The following is a 20,979-nucleotide window of genomic DNA, read 5'->3' as shown; positions in this document are numbered from 1 at the left end:
TGGTGGCGGCCGAGGGGATCGAACCCCCGACCTTACGGGTATGAACCGTACGCTCTAGCCAGCTGAGCTAGGCCGCCATATTTATAAATGGAGCGGAAGACGAGGTTCGAACTCGCGACCCCCACCTTGGCAAGGTGGTGTTCTACCACTGAACTACTTCCGCATGTCGTTTAAGCAACAAGTTAAATAATACAAGCCAATTGTGCTAGTGTCAAGTAGGTTTGTAAAAAATATTTAAAGATATTTCAGGACAGTTACATAGAAGGGTATTTTAGCGGATTTTTTGTTCTTACGTAGAAATATATCCTAGAGAATAGTTGAATTAAAGCATTGATAGTAGGTAAAATCCCTTCAAATTAGGCTTTAAGATGAATAGTAAATGATTATGATATTGATTCCGTAATTGAATTTTCTGATATTTTTATTGATCAAAAGCGTTTCACTATAGAAATTGTTGCCAATTCTCGTATTTATGAATAGCTATTAGTCGAAATATTTATATTTTTTTATGTCAACGTCAGACAATCTTTCCACACATAATTTTTTATAATAACCAAAAGTGCGGAAAGGGGATAGTTAAATGACAAGTATTGAATGGTATAATACAACGGATGTAGATGACCAAAAAATAGGTTTGAAAAAGAAGCAGATCCTAATAGGCTCTCTCTTTTTTTTAACCGCCTTTTTCTTGGCTCAATCTGTTGTATTTGAAGCGGCTGTACCGTTCTCAGTTCCTTTTTGGGCCATTATTCGAACAAAATATAGGGAGTATGCCAAATTTGTTTTATTTGGGAGTTTAGCGGGGTGCTTTTTCTTAGGCTTTGGACAAGTCTTAATTCTCGCTTTACAAATTCTCCTGTATGAATGTATTATGCGTTTCCGTTATTGGCAACTGCCCCAAAGTATTGCGGTGTCTTTAGCTGTGTTACTGGTACAAATAATGTGGCAAGGAGTGATGTATCAGGGCTTACCACCAGTGCTTGTACAATTTTATGTGGGCTGTGAAGCAGCTTTAGCTCTTATTATGACATTGTTTATGCAAGTATTATTTGTTAATTCGTATGAATGGTTTACGACGCATTGGACATATGAAAAGCTTGGTTCAGGATTAGTCGTCTTTGCAGCCATGCTTACCGGAATGCAAACGGTTGTAATAAGCTATTTTTCACTCCCTATTTTTTTACTGCAGCTCTTTATCTGTTTTGGCGCATTGGTTGGAAGTGTTCCGTTAGCAACTGTCATTGGCGCAGTGCTAGGGACGCTTATTGGTGTGGCCAAGCTTTCGTTTACTGGCATGCTCTCGGTAGCTACCTTAACAGGATTATGTGCAGGTATGGGAGCGAAAGGTGGTAGGTTTGGTGTTGCTCTCGGTAGTATTTTACCTAGTGTATTTTTTTTATTTTATGACGCCACTTTGCCTTTAGATAGTGTTTATTTCACCTCAATTGTTATTGGGAGTGTTCTATTTCTAACAATTCCAAAGAAATATTCAGATAAGGTAAGGGACAAGCTCTTTCCACAACGAGAGGAGATTTTACTAGCCCGACAGAATTGGTTAACGGAACATGTAACGTATAAATTAGAGCACTTTCAGCATTTTGTACAATTCATGAAGGAACTTGTGTTTGATCGCTTTATGACAGCACCTGTTGAAGCCGCAAAGGAAGTAGCTCCAATGAATACTTGTTTAAGCTGTTTCCGTTACGATCATTGCTGGGGTGCGCAAAATAATGGTATGGACAAGCTGATGACAGATTGGTTTCATATGAAAGGAGTAGGCAAGGAATCAGCTATTCATCGTGTTGAAGAACAAATACGCTATAAATGCGTGAAGTCCACGAAAATTTTTGAGGAATTAGATACAGAACTTTATAGAGAACGTATTAATGGACAATATTTCCATGGCAAAAAAATGATTGCCCTTCAACTTCGCGATATGAGCAATCATTTAAATCAGTTAATTGCTGAGATGAAGGAGGATACAATTTCTTTTGTAAGTGTTGAAAAGGACATTGTTGAACGTTTAAAGGAGGCTAATATCGAATGTTTTCAACTTGATGTTCTAAGCAATAAGCCTGGGGCAAGAAAGATTGTTTGTGCCTTAGCACCAGCACGTGTCAACTGGGAGGAAGATACAACATTAGCTGAACGTATGATTCTGCCAATTCTTTATGAGATTTTTGATGAACCTTTTGAAATTGAAAAAGTAGTAGCTTGTGAAATACCGTTTCGTCATGTTCAAATATGCTTTAGATCAGCTATTAGCTTTGAAGTAGAGTATGATATATATAGCATGTCTAAAGATGCAACTCTATATTCTGGTGATTCCCATGCTCTTTTCCAGTTGCATCCTGGATTATTTGCAATATTGCTGTCTGATGGTATGGGGCAAAGTAAAGAAGCACAACATGAAAGTAGAAAATTGATCCATTTGATGAGAGAGTGCCTAAATTACAATATGAATCCTGAAACTGCGATGCATACGCTCCATTATGTCATGGCATTAAAGCAGCAAGATGATATGTATGCAACACTTGATTTTGCACTTGTCGATTTACAGCACGGCGATTTGTGGTCGTGGAAGGCTGGTGGAATGTCTACCTACATTTTGCGTGGAAAAGAGGTACTGAAAGTTGAAAGTAATGCTGCACCTGTAGGATTCTTATCTATTTCAGCAGTCGAAGCTGAAAAAAGAAAACTGAAGGCAGGTGACGTTATTTTAATGCATTCAGATGGGCTGTTCTCAAGTGTAGCTGATTGGGATGAACAAGAGGAGACATTTTTAGCTTTCGCACAGCAGGTAGCTAGTACAAATAAAACAATTCAAGAAAAGCTAACAACCATTATGCAATCATTCCAAGGTTATTTTGAAATAGAAGATGATTGTACAGTATTAATGTTAGAGGTAACGCATGTTGTTCCGACATGGGCTGTCTTTAGACCAGCTCAATATTCAATGAGTAAATCATCTTAAAATAACAACGAAAAGGGGAGGAGAAGCGTTTGTCATTTGAATTAAAGGTCAAAACATTTATTGAAGAAGAGCAATTATTACAGCAAGGCGACCATCTTCTCGTCGCCGTTTCGGGTGGGGTAGACTCTATGGCTTTACTTCATTACTTTATTCAAACCCAGGAGCAGTGGAACATTCAGGTGGAAGCCGTACATGTTGATCATATGTTGAGGGGGGAAGCCTCTGCTGAGGATAGAGCCTTTGTTCAAAAATATTGTGACGCTAATGGTATTTATCTACATGCCACGGAAATTTCAATACCTGCAATAATGGCACAGGAAAATGGTAATACACAGTTAATTTGTCGTAGGGAAAGGTATCAATATTTCAAAGAAATTTTGCAAAAAACAAATGCTAATAAGCTTGTAACTGCACATCATGCGGATGACCAACTGGAATCAGTATTAATGGCCCTTACAAAAAATGCAACAATGAATAGCATGCAGGGCATACGTCCTCAAAGACTTTTTGAAGGAAAAACATTAATTCGTCCGTTTTTAACGGTTACAAAGTCTGAAATAAGGGAATATTTACTTAGAAAAGGTTTAAATTATCGAGAAGATGCTAGCAATTCTAAAGATACCTATGTACGTAATCGTTTCAGACATCATGTGGTCCCCTTATTGGAGGCAGAGAATCCGCGAGTGACTGAACAGGTGACCCATTTCACAAAGCAATTGCAAGAAGACGATACCTTTTTAATGACATTGGCCCAAGATGTATTTTCCCAAATCATCATAAGAAATAATGAAAATACATATAGCATGGAAATTGAGGCTTTTCAATTGGTACCACTTGCTTTACAAAGGAGGCTCATTTTAATACTATTAAACTATCTTTACAAAGATTCAAATACGATACAAAGTTATGCCTTATTGACTTCAATTTTAAAGCTTTGTGATACAACAGCAGGGTATGCTGAAATTCACTTACCTGAGGATTTTCTAGCAGTTCGCCGTTATGGAAAATTAACGATTCAGAAAAATGAGCCGTTAGAGTGCCCAGCTTCTCCTGAGAAACAGGTTATTTTGACTGCTAATGGCTGGACAACACTGACAAATGGTGAGCGCTTACGCGTAGTCAATTTGCATGATTTATCGTCTGAATTGCTGACGGATACTGCACAACTTTTTTATTTTAACGCTAGCAAACTCCACCTACCGCTCTATGTTCGGGCACGCAAGGATGGAGATAGAATGCTGTTAAAAGGAATGGATCAGCCAAAACGCTTATCTCGCCTTTTTATAGATGAAAAGATTCCTTTAAATGAGCGAAATAGCTGGCCGTTACTGATTTCTCAATCTGATGAGGTGGTAGCGGTAATTGGTGTGCGTATGGGAATATTTTTTTCAACCACTCCGCAACCAAACGATGATACAGTGCTCATCGTAGACTAAGGTCTTTGTAAAATATTTCACCGAAATAGGGTGAAGATTTTTTGATACATCACGAGGAGGAATCGATATGTTACAAAACGACATCGAAAAAATTATGATTACAGAAGAACAACTGCAAGAAAGAATTGCAGACTTAGGCGCGCAATTAACAGAGGAATACAAAGATGCATTTCCATTAGCTGTTGGCGTACTTAAAGGGGCAATGCCATTTATGACAGACCTAATGAAACGCTTCGATTCTTTCATCGAACTTGATTTTATGGATGTGTCTAGCTATGGAAATGCTACCGTGTCGTCTGGTGAAGTAAAGATTTTAAAGGATTTGAATACAAGCGTTGAGGGGCGTGACGTATTAATTATCGAGGACATTATTGATAGTGGTTTAACTTTAAGCTATCTAGTAGATTTATTTAAATACCGCAAAGCAAAGTCCATTAAAATTGTTACATTACTTGATAAACCATCAGGCCGAAAAGTAAATCTATCTGCTGACTATGTTGGTTTTGAAGTGCCAGATGGCTTTGTTGTAGGATATGGCTTAGATTACGCTGAAAAATATCGTAACTTACCTTATATCGGTATTTTGAAGCCTGAGGTATATTCTTTCTAAGATACAAAAGACCAGCTATAAAAAGTAAAGGTCTCCAGCGCAAGTCACGTATTTTTTGTTATGTTGAACATAATTCAAAATCTTGACACAATGTTTAGCTATATCGAGCCCGAGGAACAGGTACAATTACGCTGGGACATATAAAGATGGCCTAAAAACTGTTGTGATAACGGCAATAAGTGAACGAAACATTTTTTAAGTAGGGCTTTTCGTTGTATGATGAAATCATGATATGTTAAGATTTTACTTATAATTTTTCTGTTTGTAATGAGGAGGCTGGAGATGAATCGAATATTTCGATATACCATATTCTATCTACTGATTTTCCTAGTGATTATCGGTATTTTTGGTACTTTCAATGGTGGAAATTCACCAACGAAAGAATTAACTTATCATGAGTTTCAAGAAGCTCTAGATAAGAAAGAAATAACAAGTGCTACAATTCAACCTGATAAATCAGTTTACGTCGTTGAAGGAACACTGAAGGGGTATGAAAAAGGGGAAAGTTTTACTTTAAACATCCCTCGTGAAAACCAATCTTTAATGGACCGCATCGATGAGGCTGCTAAGGATAAAAATAGTAATATTAGTTTTTTAGCAGCACCAGAAACAAGTGGATGGATTCAATTCTTCACAGGAATTATTCCTTTCATTATCATCATTTTCTTATTCTTCTTCCTAATGAGTCAATCTCAAGGTGGCGGTAATAAAGTGATGAGCTTTGGTAAAAGTAAAGCTAAACTATATGATGATCAAAAGAAAAAAGTACGTTTTACAGATGTAGCAGGTGCTGATGAAGAGAAAGCAGAACTTGTCGAAGTGGTAGAATTCTTAAAAGACCACCGCAAATTCACTGAAATTGGTGCCCGTATTCCAAAGGGTATCTTACTTGTAGGTCCTCCAGGTACAGGTAAAACATTACTTGCACGAGCAGTAGCAGGTGAAGCAGGCGTCCCATTCTTCTCTATCTCAGGTTCTGACTTCGTAGAAATGTTTGTCGGTGTAGGTGCTTCACGTGTTCGAGATCTATTTGAAAATGCTAAGAAAAATGCTCCATGTATCATCTTTATCGATGAGATTGATGCAGTAGGTCGTCAACGTGGTGCTGGTCTCGGTGGAGGCCATGATGAGCGTGAACAAACATTAAACCAGTTATTAGTTGAAATGGATGGTTTCGGTGCCAATGAAGGGATTATTATCATTGCCGCAACAAACCGCCCAGATATTTTAGATAAAGCGTTATTACGTCCAGGCCGTTTTGACCGTCAAATTACAGTAGGGCACCCTGATGTAAAAGGTCGTGAGGCAATTCTTAAAGTACATGCACGCAATAAGCCTTTAGCAGATACAGTTGATTTAGCAGCTGTTGCTCAACGTACACCAGGTTTCTCAGGTGCGGATTTAGAAAACTTACTAAACGAGGCAGCGCTTGTAGCGGCTCGAAAAAGTAAACGCACTATTAATATGGCAGATATCGATGAAGCATCAGACCGAGTAATCGCTGGTCCTGCAAAAGCCAGTCGTGTATATTCTGCCAAAGAGAAGAAACTAGTATCCTTCCATGAAGCTGGCCACGTAGTCGTTGGTCTTGAACTAGATGAGGCTGATACAGTACACAAAGTAACAATTGTTCCTCGTGGGCAAGCTGGTGGATATGCGATTATGTTACCGAAGGAAGAGCGCTTCTTTACTACAAAGCAAGAGCTTTTAGATCGTATTGCAGGTCTTCTTGGTGGTCGTGTAGCTGAAGAAATTGTTCTTGGTGAAGTTTCTACTGGAGCGCATAACGATTTCCAAAAGGTAACAAGCATTGCCCGTGCTATGGTTACTGAATACGGAATGAGTGAGAATCTTGGCGCAATGCAATTTGGTTCAAGTCAAGGTGGTAATGTATTCCTTGGCCGCGACTTTAATTCTGACCAGAACTATTCTGATTCAATCGCCTATGAAATTGATAAAGAAATGCAAAAAATTATTGATACACAATATGAGCGTACTAAGCGTATCCTTACGGAAAAGCGTCACCTGCTTGATTTAATTGCCAATACACTAATGGAAAAAGAAACATTAAATGCACAGGAAATTGAGCATTTACGTGATCATGGTGTATTACCAGAACCAGAGGCTGTAGAAAAAATTGAGGAGAACACTCCAAAAATTGAATCAAAGCCCACATTAGATACTATTGGTGAACCTGTTGTTGAAAAAGAGCTATTAAGTAAAGAGCCAAATCCAACAACTTTGGATCTAGCAAAAGAACGTAAAGAACCAAATGATGCACCTAAGGGTATCGATGAAAAACGTGATTAAAAATAGGGAAGACTGTTTACTAGTTCAGTAAGCAGTCTTTTTCTTTGCCTTTTCTTGCTAATAAGCATTAGGATAAAGTAGTAAAAAAGACAAGCTGCAACGATCTACATTTAGGATAGAGTGATGTGGTATTTGTTAGCTAAAACAGATGGGAGTGTATACGCATGGGAAATGTTGTATTGAATAATGGACTTAAAATGCCGTTGGTTGGTTATGGTGTTTTTCGAGTACCCGAAGGAGATGACCTAGCTGAAGCAGTTAAAACAGCTATAGCAAAAGGTTATCGTAGTATTGATACAGCACAAGTATATCGCAACGAGGAAAGTGTTGGACGAGGGATACGAGCAGCCATTGAAGAAGGCATAGTAACTCGTGAAGAATTATTTATCACATCAAAAGTTTGGAACGATGGACTTTCCTATGAAGAAACACTTGCGGCATATGACAGCAGTTTAGAAAAAATAGGATTAGACTATTTGGATTTATATTTAGTACATTGGCCTGGAATAGACCAAAATTATCTTGAGGTTTATAAAGCGCTAGAAAAGATTTACCAAGATGGTCGAGTACGTTCAATTGGGGTTAGTAATTTCCACGTACACCATTTAGAAAGCCTTTTGAAGGAAACGACTGTCGTCCCTGTTATTAATCAAATTGAATTCCATCCGCACTTAACACAGGAGGAAGTACGTGCTTACTGTAAGGATAAGGGCATACAGGTGGAGGCATGGTCTCCGTTGATGAATGGTTCTCTACTGGAAGAAACTTTGATTCAAGAGCTAGCCGCTAAATACGGCAAAACGCCTGCACAGATTGTATTACGCTATGATGTACAACATGATGTTGTCACGATTCCAAAAACGATGACACCTGCACGTATGACTGAAAACCTAGCTGTTTTTGACTTTGCGTTAACTGAGCAGGAAATGACACAGTTGGATGCAATGAACGATGGACTGCGTTGTGGTCCAGATCCAGAAAAATTTAATTTCAAATGATCTTAAGAGAGGCGGCCATATTTAGGTGCCTCTTTTTATGGAAGGATGAAACAATATAGTTTTGATCTCCATTTGTAGTAGACGGTGCTGTACCTAGCATGCCCCCTACAGTACAAACAACATCTGCTGAATCAAGATAAAAAGTATGGTATCATTTTCTAAAGTGTTTTATCCTCATTCCAGTTAGAGAGAATGTTGTAATATGGGGATTGCGAAAGTTACAATGACGATATGGGAGGTGTCATTTTTGATTTTAGTTTTAGATGCAGGGAATTCAAATATTGTATTAGGTGTCTATGATGACAACGATCAATTAGCCTTCCATTGGCGTATGGTGACGGATCTTCATAAAACAGAAGATGAATATGCCATGCAAGTTCTTTCCTTTTTTAATCATGCAGGCATTTCATTTGAACAAATAACAGGCATTATTATATCCTCAGTTGTGCCACCAATTATGTTTTCCCTAGAGGCGATGTGCCAGAAGTATTTTCGAAAAAAGCCTTTGGTAGTAGGACCAGGTGTAAAAACGGGTTTAAATATTAAATACGAAAATCCACGTGAGGTTGGGTCTGATCGCATAGTGAATGCCATAGCAGCTCTAGATTTATATAAGGCCCCTTGTATCATAGTTGATTTTGGGACAGCAACAACCTATTGTTATTTGAACGAAAAGGGTGATTACATGGGGGGAGCTATTGCGCCAGGCATCACTATTTCTACAGAGGCTCTTTATACACAGGCTGCAAGATTGCCGCGTATTGAAATCGTTCGACCTACACATATCGTGGGGAAAACGACCGTTTCTGCCATGCAGGCGGGAATTTTTTATGGCTTTGTCGGGCAAGTTGAGGGCATTGTTAATCGTATAAAAGCACAAAGTAAAGAGGAGCCATTAGTTATTGCTACAGGTGGATTAGCAAATCTAATCGCAGGGGAGACACAAATTATAGATGTTGTAGATCCATTTTTAACGTTAAAGGGTTTATATAAGCTCTATAAACGTAACCAATAGGAAATGAGGGACATTCCATTTATGAGTGATTATTTAGTAAGAGGTTTAGGATTTAATGGACAAGTTCGTGTGTTTGCAGCACGTACAACAGCCACAGTAGGAGAAGTGCAACGCCGTCACGATACATGGCCAGTCGTATCAGCAGCTTTGGGTCGTTCAATGACAGCGGCTGTTATGATGGGAGCCATGTTAAAAGGTGAAGAGAAAATCACTATTAAAATTGAGGGCAACGGTCCAATTGGCCCAATGGTAATTGATAGTAATGCACATGGAGAAGTGCGTGGATTTGTGACAAACCCTCATGTACACTTTGATTTAAATGAGCAAGGAAAGCTTGATGTTCGAGCAGGTGTTGGAACAGAAGGTGCTCTTACAATCGTTAAAGACCTTGGTTTAAGAGACATGTTTTCAGGACAAACACCAATTGTTTCTGGCGAAATTGCTGAAGATTTTACTTATTATTTTGCTACATCTGAGCAAGTACCGTCATCTGTAGGTTTAGGCGTGTTAGTTAATCCAGACAACACTATTCTTGCAGCAGGCGGATTTATACTTCAATTAATGCCAGGCTGTGAGGAAGAAACGATAACTGAAATTGAGCAACACCTTGCTACAATAGAGCCTGTTTCAAAAATGATTGAAAAAGGCTTTACACCAGAGCAAATTTTAGAAGCTGTATTAGGGAATGGACATCTACAAATTTTAGATTCCATGCCAGTTGAATTTAAATGTCAATGTTCAAAAGAGCGGTTTGGTGCGGCAATTTTAGGTCTAGGAACAGCGGAAATTAGAGAAATGATTGATGAGGACGGCGGTGCAGAGGCACAATGTCACTTCTGCTTAGAGACATACAGCTTTTCTAAAGATGAGCTAGAAGGGTTTATCGATGAGCTCAACGCGTAATCGGCGACCTTCAACCAATGTAACACCAAACCAAACTCCTTTATTGCAACGTCGTTTAAAGACAAAGCCTGCTTTAGCTGTCATAGCCGTTTTGTTATTAGGAAATATATTATGGTTCATTAGTTGGTTGATCCCGAACAAAGGTCAGGAAATTGGTAGCGACGAACAAGTCGCTGCCATTGACGGGGATGTTATCACACGCCAAGAGTGGATGATTGCTATGGAAGAACGATATGGTAAAGAAACACTCCAAAATTTAGTAAATGAAACGGTAATGGAAAAGGCCGCAAAAACATATAAAATTAAAGTTACTGATAAAGAAATTGATCTTGAATTAGCGTTAATGCGATCTGCTCAAGATAAGTTTGATACAGCCATGCAAAATCTTTCGGCAGAGCAACTACGCCAAAAAATACGATCACAGCTTATATTGGATAAGGTACTCACGAAAGACGTAGTGATAGAGGAAGAAAACGTTGAAAAGTATTATGAAGAAAATCAAGGCTTATATAATACAAAAACAAGCTATCGTACGAATTTTATTGAGGTCGATTCAAAAAAAGCTGCTGATGAGGCACTGGGTGAATTGAAAAATGGCTCTGACTTTACAGTGCTGGCACGAGAAATTTCTGTTGATAGTGCTTCAGCAAGTTTAGGAGGGGATATTGGTTTCCTTACAGAAAATCAGGAAAATGTAGACCCTGCAATTATTAATACTGTAAAATCACTTAAGGCAAATGAGGTAAGCAAAGCCTTTAAGTTAGATAATGGTCATTATGGCATTGTTCAAGTACAAGAGGTATTAGAAGGACAATCCTTTACATATGACGATGTGAAAGAACATATTGAGCGAGAATTAGCTTTAGAGCAATTACCGCAATCTGTTACGCCAGAAGCATTTTGGTCTGAATTTAATGCTACTTGGTATTATGGAGAGTCTAAAAAAGAAAAATAATACATGAAAAGAGTCTGCAGGTTTTGCGGGGTAAAATGAGTCTGATCAAACTTACAGGCATTCGTAGTGAATTACCCAATAAATGCAGATTCTTTTTCTTTAGCAAAGAATCAGGTTTTTCCTTTTCAAAGCCATGATAAATATTCTGAAAATATAAGTTATATTTATTGACAATCGAATGGAAAAATTGATAAAATACGAAATAAGTAAAACCTATAAAAATAGTAGGGATTGGGAGTGGATTAGTAAATGAGTAGATTAGCAAACTCGGTAGCTGAATTAGTTGGTAAAACACCAATTGTAAAATTAAATCATGCAACAAGTGAAAATGAAGGAACTGTGTATGTAAAATTAGAGTATTTTAATCCAGGAAGCTCGGTGAAAGACCGTTTAGCTTTAGCGATGATCGAAGCTGCAGAAAAAGACGGGACATTAAAACCTGGTGGTACGATTATTGAGCCGACATCTGGTAATACAGGTATTGGTCTTGCAATGATTGCAGCTGCTAAAGGTTATAAAGCCATTTTAGTTATGCCAGAAACAATGAGCTTAGAGCGACGTAATTTATTGCGAGCATATGGTGCAGAGCTTGTATTAACGCCTGGTCCAGCAGGTATGAAGGGTGCAATTGCTAAAGCAGAAGAACTGTCTGCAGAACATGGCTACTTCCTACCACAACAATTTACAAATCCTGCGAACGCGGTAATTCACCGTCTAACAACAGGACCAGAAATTGTAGAAGCATTTGATGGCCTAACACTTGATGCTTTTGTTGCTGGTGTAGGTACAGGTGGTACAATTACTGGTGCGGGTGCTGTCTTAAAAGAAAAGTATCCAAACATTGAAATCATTGCTGTAGAACCAAAAGATTCACCAGTTCTTTCTGGTGGGCAACCAGGACCACATAAAATTCAAGGAATTGGCGCTGGATTTGTACCAGCAGTTTTAGATACGGAAGTCTATTCTTCAGTATTCCCTGTTGAAAATGAGGTTGCTTTTGAAGTAGCACGTAAAGTAGCGCGTGAAGAAGGAATTCTATGTGGTATTTCATCTGGTGCTGCAATCTATGCTGCAATTGAAGCGGCAAAACGTTTAGGTAAGGGTTCGAATGTCCTTGCTATTGTGCCTTCTAATGGTGAGCGTTACCTATCAACACCTTTATATCAATTTGAAGACTAATTCAATTTTTTTATGTAAGGGCTCCTTTAGAAAGGGGCCCTTTTTTAGTGTGAAAACATGGATACTATGATAATTATAAAAATATTCGCTTCTATGTAATAATCAAGTTAAGATGGAATCACATCATATGTTTAAAGGGGAAAATAACTTGAAAACAATATTTACGAAAACATTAACGATGGATGCAGATTCATTTTTTTATAGTTATAAAGAACAGTCAGAGACTCAGCAAGCACATGTATTTTTAGAAAGTGGACGTGGTGGACATTTTTCAATAGCTGCGTGGAATCCATTAGCTACCGCACGTTCAGTAGAGGGTGGGCTTTTAGTAAAATGGAGAAATGGTAGACAAGAGGTTTTACAAGGAGAGGCACTTAACTTACTAGAAGAGCTTGTGGCGGAATATCAGGTTATATATAATGCAGAGCTTCCGGTTTTTCAGGGAGGGGCTATTGGATTTGTGTCGTATGATTATGCCCGTAAAATTGAGGTGCTTCCTAATACGGCAACGGATGACCTACATGTACCAGATATTTTTTATTATATTTTTGATTGTTGGGCAGTACATGATGTAAAAACGAATATAGTGACACTTATGAAGCTAGAAGATAGTGAGGTCAGCTTGGAAGAATGGGCTAACAACTGGCAGGTTGCAGCACAGGCTGGATTAGTCTCGCGCAAATTTGAGAAAACATCTGCTGTAGAAGTTATGAATGATGAGAATGAGTTGCTTGTTTCATTTGCAGGAGCTGATTTCGAGGCAGCGGTTAAAAAAATTCAAATGTATATCGCTCAAGGCGATGTCTTTCAAGTGAATTTATCTGTTCGGCAGTCTAAGAAACTAAATGCTACTGCACTTGATGTTTATGAGGCACTTCGAGCGTTTAATCCGTCACCTTATATGGCGTATATTGAAGCACCTGATTTTTCTGTTGTTTCTGGATCACCAGAGTTACTAGTCAAGCGTCAAGGCAATGAGTTGTCAACCAGACCAATCGCAGGCACTAGACCAAGAGGAAAGTCCGAAGTGGAGGATTTAGCGTTGGCTCAAGAATTAATAGATAATGACAAAGAGCGTGCTGAGCATGTGATGCTAGTAGATTTAGAGCGCAATGATTTAGGACGTGTCTCAACCTATGGAACAGTGGAAGTGGATGAGTTCATGGTCATTGAGCGCTATTCACATGTTATGCATATCGTTTCAAATGTGCGTGGAGAAATAGCAGAAGGTAAAACGAATGCAGATGTTATTCGTGCGATGTTCCCAGGTGGGACAATTACAGGAGCGCCAAAGATTCGCACTATGGAAATCATTGAAGAACTAGAGCCTGTACGACGTGGTTTATATACAGGTTCAATTGGCTGGCTTGGCTTTACGGGTGATATGGAGCTCAATATTGTGATCCGTACAGCATTTATAAAAAATGGAGTTGCACATATTCAGGCTGGAGCAGGTATCGTCATTGACTCTGTTCCAGAAAGAGAGTATCAGGAATCTTTAAATAAAGCGAAGGCAATGTGGCAGGCGAAGGCAATGGCAGAGGAGCGAGTAAAATGATTTTAATGATCGATAATTATGATTCATTTATTTATAACATTGTCCAATATTTGGGTGAGTTTGGTCAGGATATAGTAGTAAAACGTAATGATGTTATTACAGTAGAGGAAATAGAACAACTCGCACCCGATATGATTGTTATTTCTCCAGGGCCATGTAGTCCAAATGAGGCGGGTGAAAGCCTGAACATTATTAAATATTTCGCGGGAAATATTCCGATTTTAGGAGTTTGCCTTGGTCATCAGGCACTTGCACAGGTGTTTGGCGGTCAAGTCATCCGTGCCGAACGTTTAATGCACGGTAAGACATCACCTGTACTGCATGCTGAAATAGGCTTGCATAAAGGTATGCCAAATCCGTTTCAAGCAACCCGCTATCATTCTCTTATTGTAGAGAAGGAAACCTTACCAGCGTGTCTAGAAGTAACAGCTTGGACGGAAGAGGGAGAAATTATGGGTCTTCGTCATAAGGAATATCCTATTGAGGGTGTACAATATCATCCAGAATCCATTATGACGGAGCAAGGTAAACAACTTCTTCGCCAATTTATTGAGACGTATGTAGAAGGAGTGAAATAGATGCAGTGCTGGATGAACGGGAACTATATGGCGGCGCAGGATTTACGGATTTCTCCATTTGATCATGGATTTTTATATGGATTAGGATTCTTTGAAACGTTCCGAACATATGGAGGTCAGGTATTTTACTGGGAAGCACATATGGAAAGATTACAGCATGCTTTGTCACAATATCACATTCATTTAAACTATTCTCAGAGTGTTTTACTTGAGGTTGTTCAACAACTAAATCAACTGGCGGGCGGTCAGGATGGTTACTTCCGTTTAAATGTATCTGCGGGAGAGCATAATATTGGATTACAGCCAACAGAATATAAACAACCTAATGTCATTATTTTTCGCAAGGAACTCCAAGACACACCGCGTGGAACTGAAAAGACTGCAAAATGGCTTACCATACCACGCAATACACCTGAACAAGCCTTACGCGTTAAATCGCATCATTACGGCAATAACGTACTTGGTCGCTTTGAAATGCCTTCACTGGCTCAACAAGAAGGTTTCTTTTTAACAGAAAAAGGCTATGTGGCTGAAGGTGTGACATCAAATGTATTTTGGATAAAAAATGATATACTATATACGCCTTCTTTGGAGACAGGCATTTTACCGGGGATTATTCGTGCATGGGTTTTAGACAAGGCTAGTGCACTAAATCTTGACGTACGAGAAGGTTTTTATACAAAAGAGGATTTACTACAAAGTACGGAATGCTTCATTACCAATTCAGTACAAGAGATTGTGCCTATTCGGAGCTTGGAAGACCAGCGATTTTTAGGCAATAAAGGACCTATTTATTCGATTTTGCATAAGGCATATGTTCAAGAAGTCGAGCAAGGATAGAAGGAGCGTTTACATGCTAGAAAAATATACGAAACCATTAACGATTAATGGGATTACACTAGACTATACACAAGAAACATTTATTATGGGGATTCTAAATGTTACACCTGACTCCTTCTCAGATGGAGGAAAGTATAACAATGTGGAGGCTGCTGTTACTCAAGCGAAAAAAATGGTGGCTGAAGGAGCAAAAATTATTGATGTAGGTGGAGAATCTACGCGCCCTGGGTATGAACGAATTTCAGATGAAGATGAAATTGCACGTATCGTGCCTGTTATTCAAGCGTTAGCAAAGGAAGTAAAGGTCATTATTTCCGTTGATACGTATAAAGCAAGGGTAGCCCGTGCCGCAATTGAAGCGGGCGCACATATCATCAATGATATTTGGGGAGCGAAGGCTGAACCAGAAATAGCTCAGGTTGCTGCACACTTACATGTTCCGATCATTTTAATGCATAATCGCAAAAATATGGATTATGGTGTTGATTTTTGGCCGACTGCGAAGGCAGATTTAGAAGAAAGTATTACTATAGCACAGCAAGCGGGAGTTCCCGATCATCATATCATCTTAGATCCAGGTATCGGCTTTGCTAAAAACACTGCGCAAAATATTTCGATGATGCAACACTTATCAGATTTAGTGGCTATGGGCTATCCTGTATTGTTAGCAACATCTCGTAAATCAATGATTGGTAATGTCTTAAAGCTACCTGTTGAGGAGCGTCTTGAAGGGACAAGTGCAACAGTGGTTTATGGAATTGAAAAGGGCTGTCATATGATAAGAGTTCACGATGTAAAGGAAATGGCGAGGGCAACGTATATGGCGGATGTATTAGTGGGCAAACGTTTGTTCAAGGAGGAAGCATAATGGATTATATTCATTTAAAGGACATGCAGTTTTATGGTTATCATGGTGTATTAGCAGCAGAAACTACTCTAGGCCAACGCTTTCGAGCAAATGTTTCGCTTGCTGTAGACATGACAAAAGCTGGCGAAACGGATGATCTTTCTTATACCGTTAATTATGCAGAGGTGTATGCGTTATGCCGTGATATTGTAGAGGGCGAACCGCTTAAGCTTATTGAGGCTCTTGTTGTGAAAATAGCAAATGCAATTTTAGCAACCTATCCTGAAAAAGTAAAGGGAGTGCGTGTAGAGCTCATTAAGCCAGACCCACCCATTCATGGCTATTATAAAGAAGTCTCTGTTGAGGTTACGAGGGGTGATTTCTAATGAAGGATGTCTACTTATCTATCGGAACAAATATGGGAGAGAGATATGAGAATCTTCAGCATGCAGTAGCCCTTTTAAAGGAAAAGAAGGAAATTGAGCTTATTCGTATTTCATCTGTTTATGAAACGGCTGCTGTAGGTTATACGGATCAGGCAGATTTTTTAAATATAGCTGTTCATCTAAAAACAGCTATATCGTCTGTTGAGATGTTGAAGATTTGCCAAGCAATCGAACAGGAATTAGGGCGTGTAAGAGAATTCCGTTGGGGCCCAAGAGTTATTGATCTTGACATTTTACTTTACAATCAAGAGAATATTGAAACGGAGAGCTTAATTGTTCCTCATCCAAGAATGTACGAGCGAGCATTCGTCCTAGCGCCGCTTGCAGAGATTACACCTTCACCACTTGATGAACAGCTACAACAAGCACATGATCTGTTACAGCAAATGGATTGTGAAAAGGAAGGCGTAATCTTCTGGCAACCATTTAATGAGCCTTCAATTGTGAATTAAGTAATTGTGTAAGAACGAATTATCAGCGTATAGCATTAACGATAGATAGAGAAAAATAGGTAAAGCCTATAGAGGAGGAAGAAAAACGTTGGGTCAGTCAACAGAAAAGCCATTTCAAATTGGCGATATTGTCATGGACAATCGGGTAGTATTAGCGCCAATGGCTGGGATTTGCAACTCTGCTTTCCGATTAACGGTTAAGGAGTTTGGGGCAGGTCTCGTATACGCTGAAATGATTAGTGATAAGGGCATTGTCCAAAAAAATGAAAAAACATTAGGTATGCTTTATATCGATGAACGTGAAAATCCCCTGTCACTGCAAATTTTTGGTGGAGATAAAGCAACCTTAGTAGAAGCAGCAAAATATGTGGATGAAAATACAACTGCTGACATTATTGATATCAACATGGGATGTCCTGTCAATAAAATCATAAAATGTGAAGCGGGAGCACGCTTATTACTAGATCCCAATAAAGTATATGAGATGGTAGCAGCTGTTGTAGATGCTGTTAAAAAGCCTGTTAGCGTAAAAATGCGTATTGGTTGGGATGAAGAACATATCTTTGCAATTGAAAACGCTCAAGCTGTTGAGCGTGCAGGTGCAGCTGCAGTAGCAGTTCATGGTCGTACACGTGTACAAATGTATGAAGGTAAAGCGAACTGGGATTACATTCGCCAAGTGAAGGAAAATGTCAACATTCCTGTACTTGGTAATGGGGATGTGGAAACACCACAAGACGCTAAACGTATGCTGGAAACTACAGGTGTAGATGCAGTAATGATTGGACGTGCAGCTTTAGGTAATCCATGGATGATTTATCGTACCGTTCAATACCTAGCAACAGGTGAATTAAAAGAAGAGCCAAGTGTACGTGAAAAAATGGACGTATGTTTACTACACTTTGAACGACTTCTTCAATTAAAAGGAGAAGGAATAGCAGTACGGGAAATGCGTAAGCATGCATCATGGTATTTAAAAGGAATCCGAGGCAATGGTAAGGCACGGAATGCTATTAACCAAACAGAAACTGCGGCAGAACTTCGTGCATTATTAAATGGTCTTGTACAGGAATATGAAGAGAGCGAATCAAAATTGATTGTACCGGAAGCCAAAGAATTAATAATATAGTTTTTATTATGGGCGTCTCTATAATTTAATAGAGGCGCCTTTTCAGCAGTACCTTTAATTTTTAGAATTATTAATTATTTTGTATTGGCTTGAAAATAAATTGAAACAGATGATTACAGCACTAAAATTGTGTACAATAGAAATATTATGGACGTAAACGCGGACAATTTACTTAAGGAGTGAAACAAGTGTCAAATATAGAAGAATTAAATGATCAACTATTGGTGAGACGCCAAAAGATGACAACGATACAAGAAAACGGACAAGATCCATTCGGAAGCCGTTTTGAGCGTACACATTTATCAACAGAAGTACGTGAGCAATTTGCAGATCAAACAAAAGAGCAGCTTGAGGAAAACCTTCAAGAGGTAATTATTGCGGGACGTATTATGACGAAACGTGGTAAAGGAAAAGCTGGCTTTGCACATATTCAAGATTTAAATGGTCAAATTCAAATTTATGTTCGTCAAGATCATGTAGGCGAAGAAGCGTATGAATTATTTAAACAAGCTGATTTAGGAGATATCGTAGGTGTGCGTGGTAACGTGTTCCGTACACAAGTGGGAGAACTTTCTGTAAAGGCTGAGGAATTCACATTCCTTACAAAAGCGCTACGTCCTATGCCAGAGAAATTCCACGGCTTACAGGATGTTGAGCAACGTTATCGCCAACGTTATCTAGATTTAATGACAAACGAAGATAGTAAAAAAACATTTATCACGCGTTCAAAAATTATTCGTGCAATCCGAAATTATTTAGATAATGCTGGATACTTAGAAGTAGAAACACCAATGCTTCACACGATTGCTGGTGGCGCAGCTGCTCGTCCGTTTATTACGCATCACAATGCCCTTGATATGGAATTATATATGCGAATTGCCATCGAATTGCATTTAAAACGTTTAATAGTTGGTGGTTTAGAGAAAGTTTACGAGATCGGACGTGTGTTCCGTAATGAAGGAATTTCTACACGCCACAACCCTGAATTTACAATGATTGAACTATATGAAGCATATGCTGATTATCAAGATATCATGTCTCTAACTGAAAACCTTATTGCACATGTTGCCCAAGAAGTTCTTGGTACAACATCAGTTCAATATGGTGAAGATGAAATCAACCTTGCAGTAGGCTGGAAACGAGTTCACATGGTTGACGCTGTAAAAGAGGCAACAGGTGTAGACTTCTGGCAGCCAATGACAAAAGAACAAGCACAAGCGCTTGCTAAAGAGCATGGAGTAGAAGTGAAGGATGTTCATGAAGTAGGCCATATTATCAATGAATTCTTCGAACAAAAAGTAGAAGAGACGCTTGTACAGCCTACATTTGTATATGGTCACCCGGTAGAGATCTCACCTCTTGCGAAGAAAAATCCAGAGGACGAGCGTTTTACAGATCGCTTTGAGTTATTTATCGTTCGTCGTGAGCACGCTAATGCCTTCACAGAATTAAATGACCCTATCGACCAACGCCAACGCTTTGAAGCACAATTAGCAGAAAAAGAAGCAGGTAATGATGAGGCACATGAAATGGACAATGATTTCATTGAAGCATTAGAATATGGTATGCCTCCAACAGGTGGTTTAGGTATTGGTATTGACCGTTTAATCATGTTACTTACAAATTCACCATCAATTCGTGATGTATTATTATTCCCAACTATGCGTCATATTACAAAATAAATTGCTGCGTAGGCTCTTTATAGAGCTATTAAAGAACAGTTAATGGATTAAGAGGAGAATTCACAGGATAAGTGAGTTCTCTTCTTTTTGTTCAATGAAAAAAATTAAGTTGTTTAAACGTAGATTATATTTAGGTTATACTTTTATAGTTCTATGTTTTTTAAATACAATAAGTATAAAAAAGAAGTATTTTATTGGGGGCTTATAATGAATTACAAAATTATTAACAAACAAGTATTTGAACAGGCACAATTACGTTCTGTTTCTGATGTTCCATTTACGGAGGAAGAGCTCGAGCATGGTATGAAATTAGTCGTTGCTAAAAAAGACGAGACACTTACTTTATATTTAGTGGAAATAGATGGCCATAAGAAATTTGATGTTCGTTGGGACGATTCTTCTGAAATCTTTAGTGGCTGGTATTCTGCATGGGATAACTTCTTGTGGTGCTTAAATATAGTTGACCCTCAAGGTAATGACATAAAATAGGGACATGTTAGGAATAAGCAGGCGCTAAAGTACTTCTACTTTAGCGCCTGCTTATTTTCATTAACAACATAATTAGATTTGCAGTTTTTATTAAGGAAGTAATTTTAAAGTTTTATGAGCTATATTTAACTTGAAAAGTAAGTAGTATTTTAATTTAAGATATTGAGAATTAATAGAAAGAGATGTATAGTAAAACAAATAATAAATAAGGAAAGATACTATGATTTACAATTCTCGTAATTGCGCAAAATAGCTTATTAAAGCAAGTTTATTAAATTAAATTAGATTTTGTGTAAAAAACACTTGCGAAGGCCTTTATAACGTGATAAATTATTACTTGTCGTTAAGACAACGCAATTAACAACATTTGAACTTCAAAAGCAATTTGAAATAAGATGTTGACATGGATGATTGATTATAATATACTTTAAAAGTTGTCTCCGTTGATTCGGAAAAACATTTTAAAAAAGTGTTGACAACAAAATGAAAAAGTGTTATAATATAAAAGTTGCTGTCGAGAGATGGTTGCTAAATGAACCTTGAAAACTGAACAAGCAAAACGTAATCAATAAAGTTTT

18 protein-coding genes and 2 tRNA genes are annotated in these 20,979 nt (G+C 38.4%); 18 read left to right on the top strand and 2 right to left on the bottom strand.

The features are described 5' to 3' along the window. Nucleotides 1–77 (bottom strand) — tRNA-Met (locus CD31_RS02850). A gap of 11 nt (nucleotides 78–88) precedes the next feature. Next, nucleotides 89–163, bottom strand: a tRNA-Gly gene (locus CD31_RS02845). Nucleotides 164–580: 417 nt separating this feature from the next. Between CD31_RS02845 and CD31_RS02840 the strand changes: the two genes are divergently transcribed. From CD31_RS02840 to CD31_RS02755, 18 genes are all read left to right on the top strand, one after another. Next, nucleotides 581–2,974 carry a SpoIIE family protein phosphatase gene (locus tag CD31_RS02840; RefSeq protein WP_036075682.1) on the top strand — a complete coding sequence of 798 codons (2,394 nt, stop codon included), beginning with the start codon at nucleotides 581–583 and terminating at the stop codon, nucleotides 2,972–2,974. A 29-nt stretch (nucleotides 2,975–3,003) separates the two neighbouring features. Further along, entirely contained in the window at nucleotides 3,004–4,410 is a 1,407-nt protein-coding gene (gene tilS / locus CD31_RS02835; protein WP_036075681.1) for a tRNA lysidine(34) synthetase TilS, read from the top strand. A gap of 67 nt (nucleotides 4,411–4,477) precedes the next feature. Then, on the top strand, nucleotides 4,478–5,020 hold the full coding sequence (gene hpt / locus CD31_RS02830; protein ID WP_004229145.1) for a hypoxanthine phosphoribosyltransferase: 543 nt from the start codon (nucleotides 4,478–4,480) through the stop codon (nucleotides 5,018–5,020). A 282-nt stretch (nucleotides 5,021–5,302) separates the two neighbouring features. Beyond that, the gene (gene ftsH / locus CD31_RS02825) at nucleotides 5,303–7,330 is read left to right on the top strand and encodes an ATP-dependent zinc metalloprotease FtsH (RefSeq protein ID WP_036075680.1); all 2,028 of its coding nucleotides are present in this window, start codon (nucleotides 5,303–5,305) and stop codon (nucleotides 7,328–7,330) included. A 164-nt stretch (nucleotides 7,331–7,494) separates the two neighbouring features. Continuing rightward, nucleotides 7,495–8,328 carry an aldo/keto reductase gene (locus tag CD31_RS02820; RefSeq protein ID WP_016993597.1) on the top strand — a complete coding sequence of 278 codons (834 nt, stop codon included), beginning with the start codon at nucleotides 7,495–7,497 and terminating at the stop codon, nucleotides 8,326–8,328. Nucleotides 8,329–8,575: 247 nt separating this feature from the next. Next, on the top strand, nucleotides 8,576–9,343 hold the full coding sequence (locus CD31_RS02815) for a type III pantothenate kinase (protein ID WP_004229137.1): 768 nt from the start codon (nucleotides 8,576–8,578) through the stop codon (nucleotides 9,341–9,343). Nucleotides 9,344–9,364: 21 nt separating this feature from the next. After that, a complete protein-coding gene (gene hslO / locus CD31_RS02810) occupies nucleotides 9,365–10,246 on the top strand; it encodes an Hsp33 family molecular chaperone HslO (RefSeq protein WP_009373570.1) in 882 nt (293 codons plus the stop codon). After that, nucleotides 10,230–11,201, top strand: a complete 972-nt coding sequence (locus CD31_RS02805) for a peptidyl-prolyl cis-trans isomerase (RefSeq protein ID WP_036075679.1) — start codon at nucleotides 10,230–10,232, stop codon at nucleotides 11,199–11,201. The genes hslO and CD31_RS02805 overlap by 17 nt, the downstream gene beginning before the upstream one ends. A gap of 249 nt (nucleotides 11,202–11,450) precedes the next feature. Next, nucleotides 11,451–12,380, top strand: a complete 930-nt coding sequence (cysK, locus tag CD31_RS02800; RefSeq protein ID WP_036075678.1) for a cysteine synthase A — start codon at nucleotides 11,451–11,453, stop codon at nucleotides 12,378–12,380. Between the two features lie 127 nt (nucleotides 12,381–12,507). Then, the gene (pabB, locus tag CD31_RS02795; protein ID WP_081977447.1) at nucleotides 12,508–13,938 is read left to right on the top strand and encodes an aminodeoxychorismate synthase, component I; all 1,431 of its coding nucleotides are present in this window, start codon (nucleotides 12,508–12,510) and stop codon (nucleotides 13,936–13,938) included. After that, a complete protein-coding gene (gene pabA / locus CD31_RS02790; protein WP_036075675.1) occupies nucleotides 13,935–14,516 on the top strand; it encodes an aminodeoxychorismate/anthranilate synthase component II in 582 nt (193 codons plus the stop codon). The genes pabB and pabA overlap by 4 nt, the downstream gene beginning before the upstream one ends. Continuing rightward, nucleotides 14,517–15,356, top strand: a complete 840-nt coding sequence (gene pabC / locus CD31_RS02785; RefSeq protein WP_036075674.1) for an aminodeoxychorismate lyase — start codon at nucleotides 14,517–14,519, stop codon at nucleotides 15,354–15,356. A gap of 13 nt (nucleotides 15,357–15,369) precedes the next feature. Further along, the gene (gene folP / locus CD31_RS02780) at nucleotides 15,370–16,224 is read left to right on the top strand and encodes a dihydropteroate synthase (RefSeq protein ID WP_036075672.1); all 855 of its coding nucleotides are present in this window, start codon (nucleotides 15,370–15,372) and stop codon (nucleotides 16,222–16,224) included. Beyond that, nucleotides 16,224–16,589, top strand: coding sequence for a dihydroneopterin aldolase (gene folB / locus CD31_RS02775; protein WP_016993605.1), 366 nt, complete (start codon nucleotides 16,224–16,226; stop codon nucleotides 16,587–16,589). The genes folP and folB overlap by 1 nt, the downstream gene beginning before the upstream one ends. Then, nucleotides 16,589–17,101, top strand: coding sequence for a 2-amino-4-hydroxy-6-hydroxymethyldihydropteridine diphosphokinase (gene folK / locus CD31_RS02770; RefSeq protein WP_036075671.1), 513 nt, complete (start codon nucleotides 16,589–16,591; stop codon nucleotides 17,099–17,101). The genes folB and folK overlap by 1 nt, the downstream gene beginning before the upstream one ends. Nucleotides 17,102–17,189: 88 nt before the next feature. Then, nucleotides 17,190–18,230, top strand: coding sequence for a tRNA dihydrouridine synthase DusB (gene dusB / locus CD31_RS02765; RefSeq protein ID WP_036075670.1), 1,041 nt, complete (start codon nucleotides 17,190–17,192; stop codon nucleotides 18,228–18,230). Between the two features lie 179 nt (nucleotides 18,231–18,409). Further along, entirely contained in the window at nucleotides 18,410–19,912 is a 1,503-nt protein-coding gene (lysS, locus tag CD31_RS02760) for a lysine--tRNA ligase (RefSeq protein ID WP_176408532.1), read from the top strand. A 207-nt stretch (nucleotides 19,913–20,119) separates the two neighbouring features. Then, nucleotides 20,120–20,401, top strand: coding sequence for a hypothetical protein (locus tag CD31_RS02755; protein ID WP_036075669.1), 282 nt, complete (start codon nucleotides 20,120–20,122; stop codon nucleotides 20,399–20,401). Nucleotides 20,402–20,979 lie beyond the last annotated feature (578 nt).

It is taken from the genome of Lysinibacillus boronitolerans JCM 21713 = 10a = NBRC 103108 (genome assembly GCF_000772935.1).
GTDB lineage: Bacteria > Bacillota > Bacilli > Bacillales_A > Planococcaceae > Lysinibacillus > Lysinibacillus boronitolerans.
This window is presented reverse-complemented; position numbering and strand designations above follow the sequence as displayed.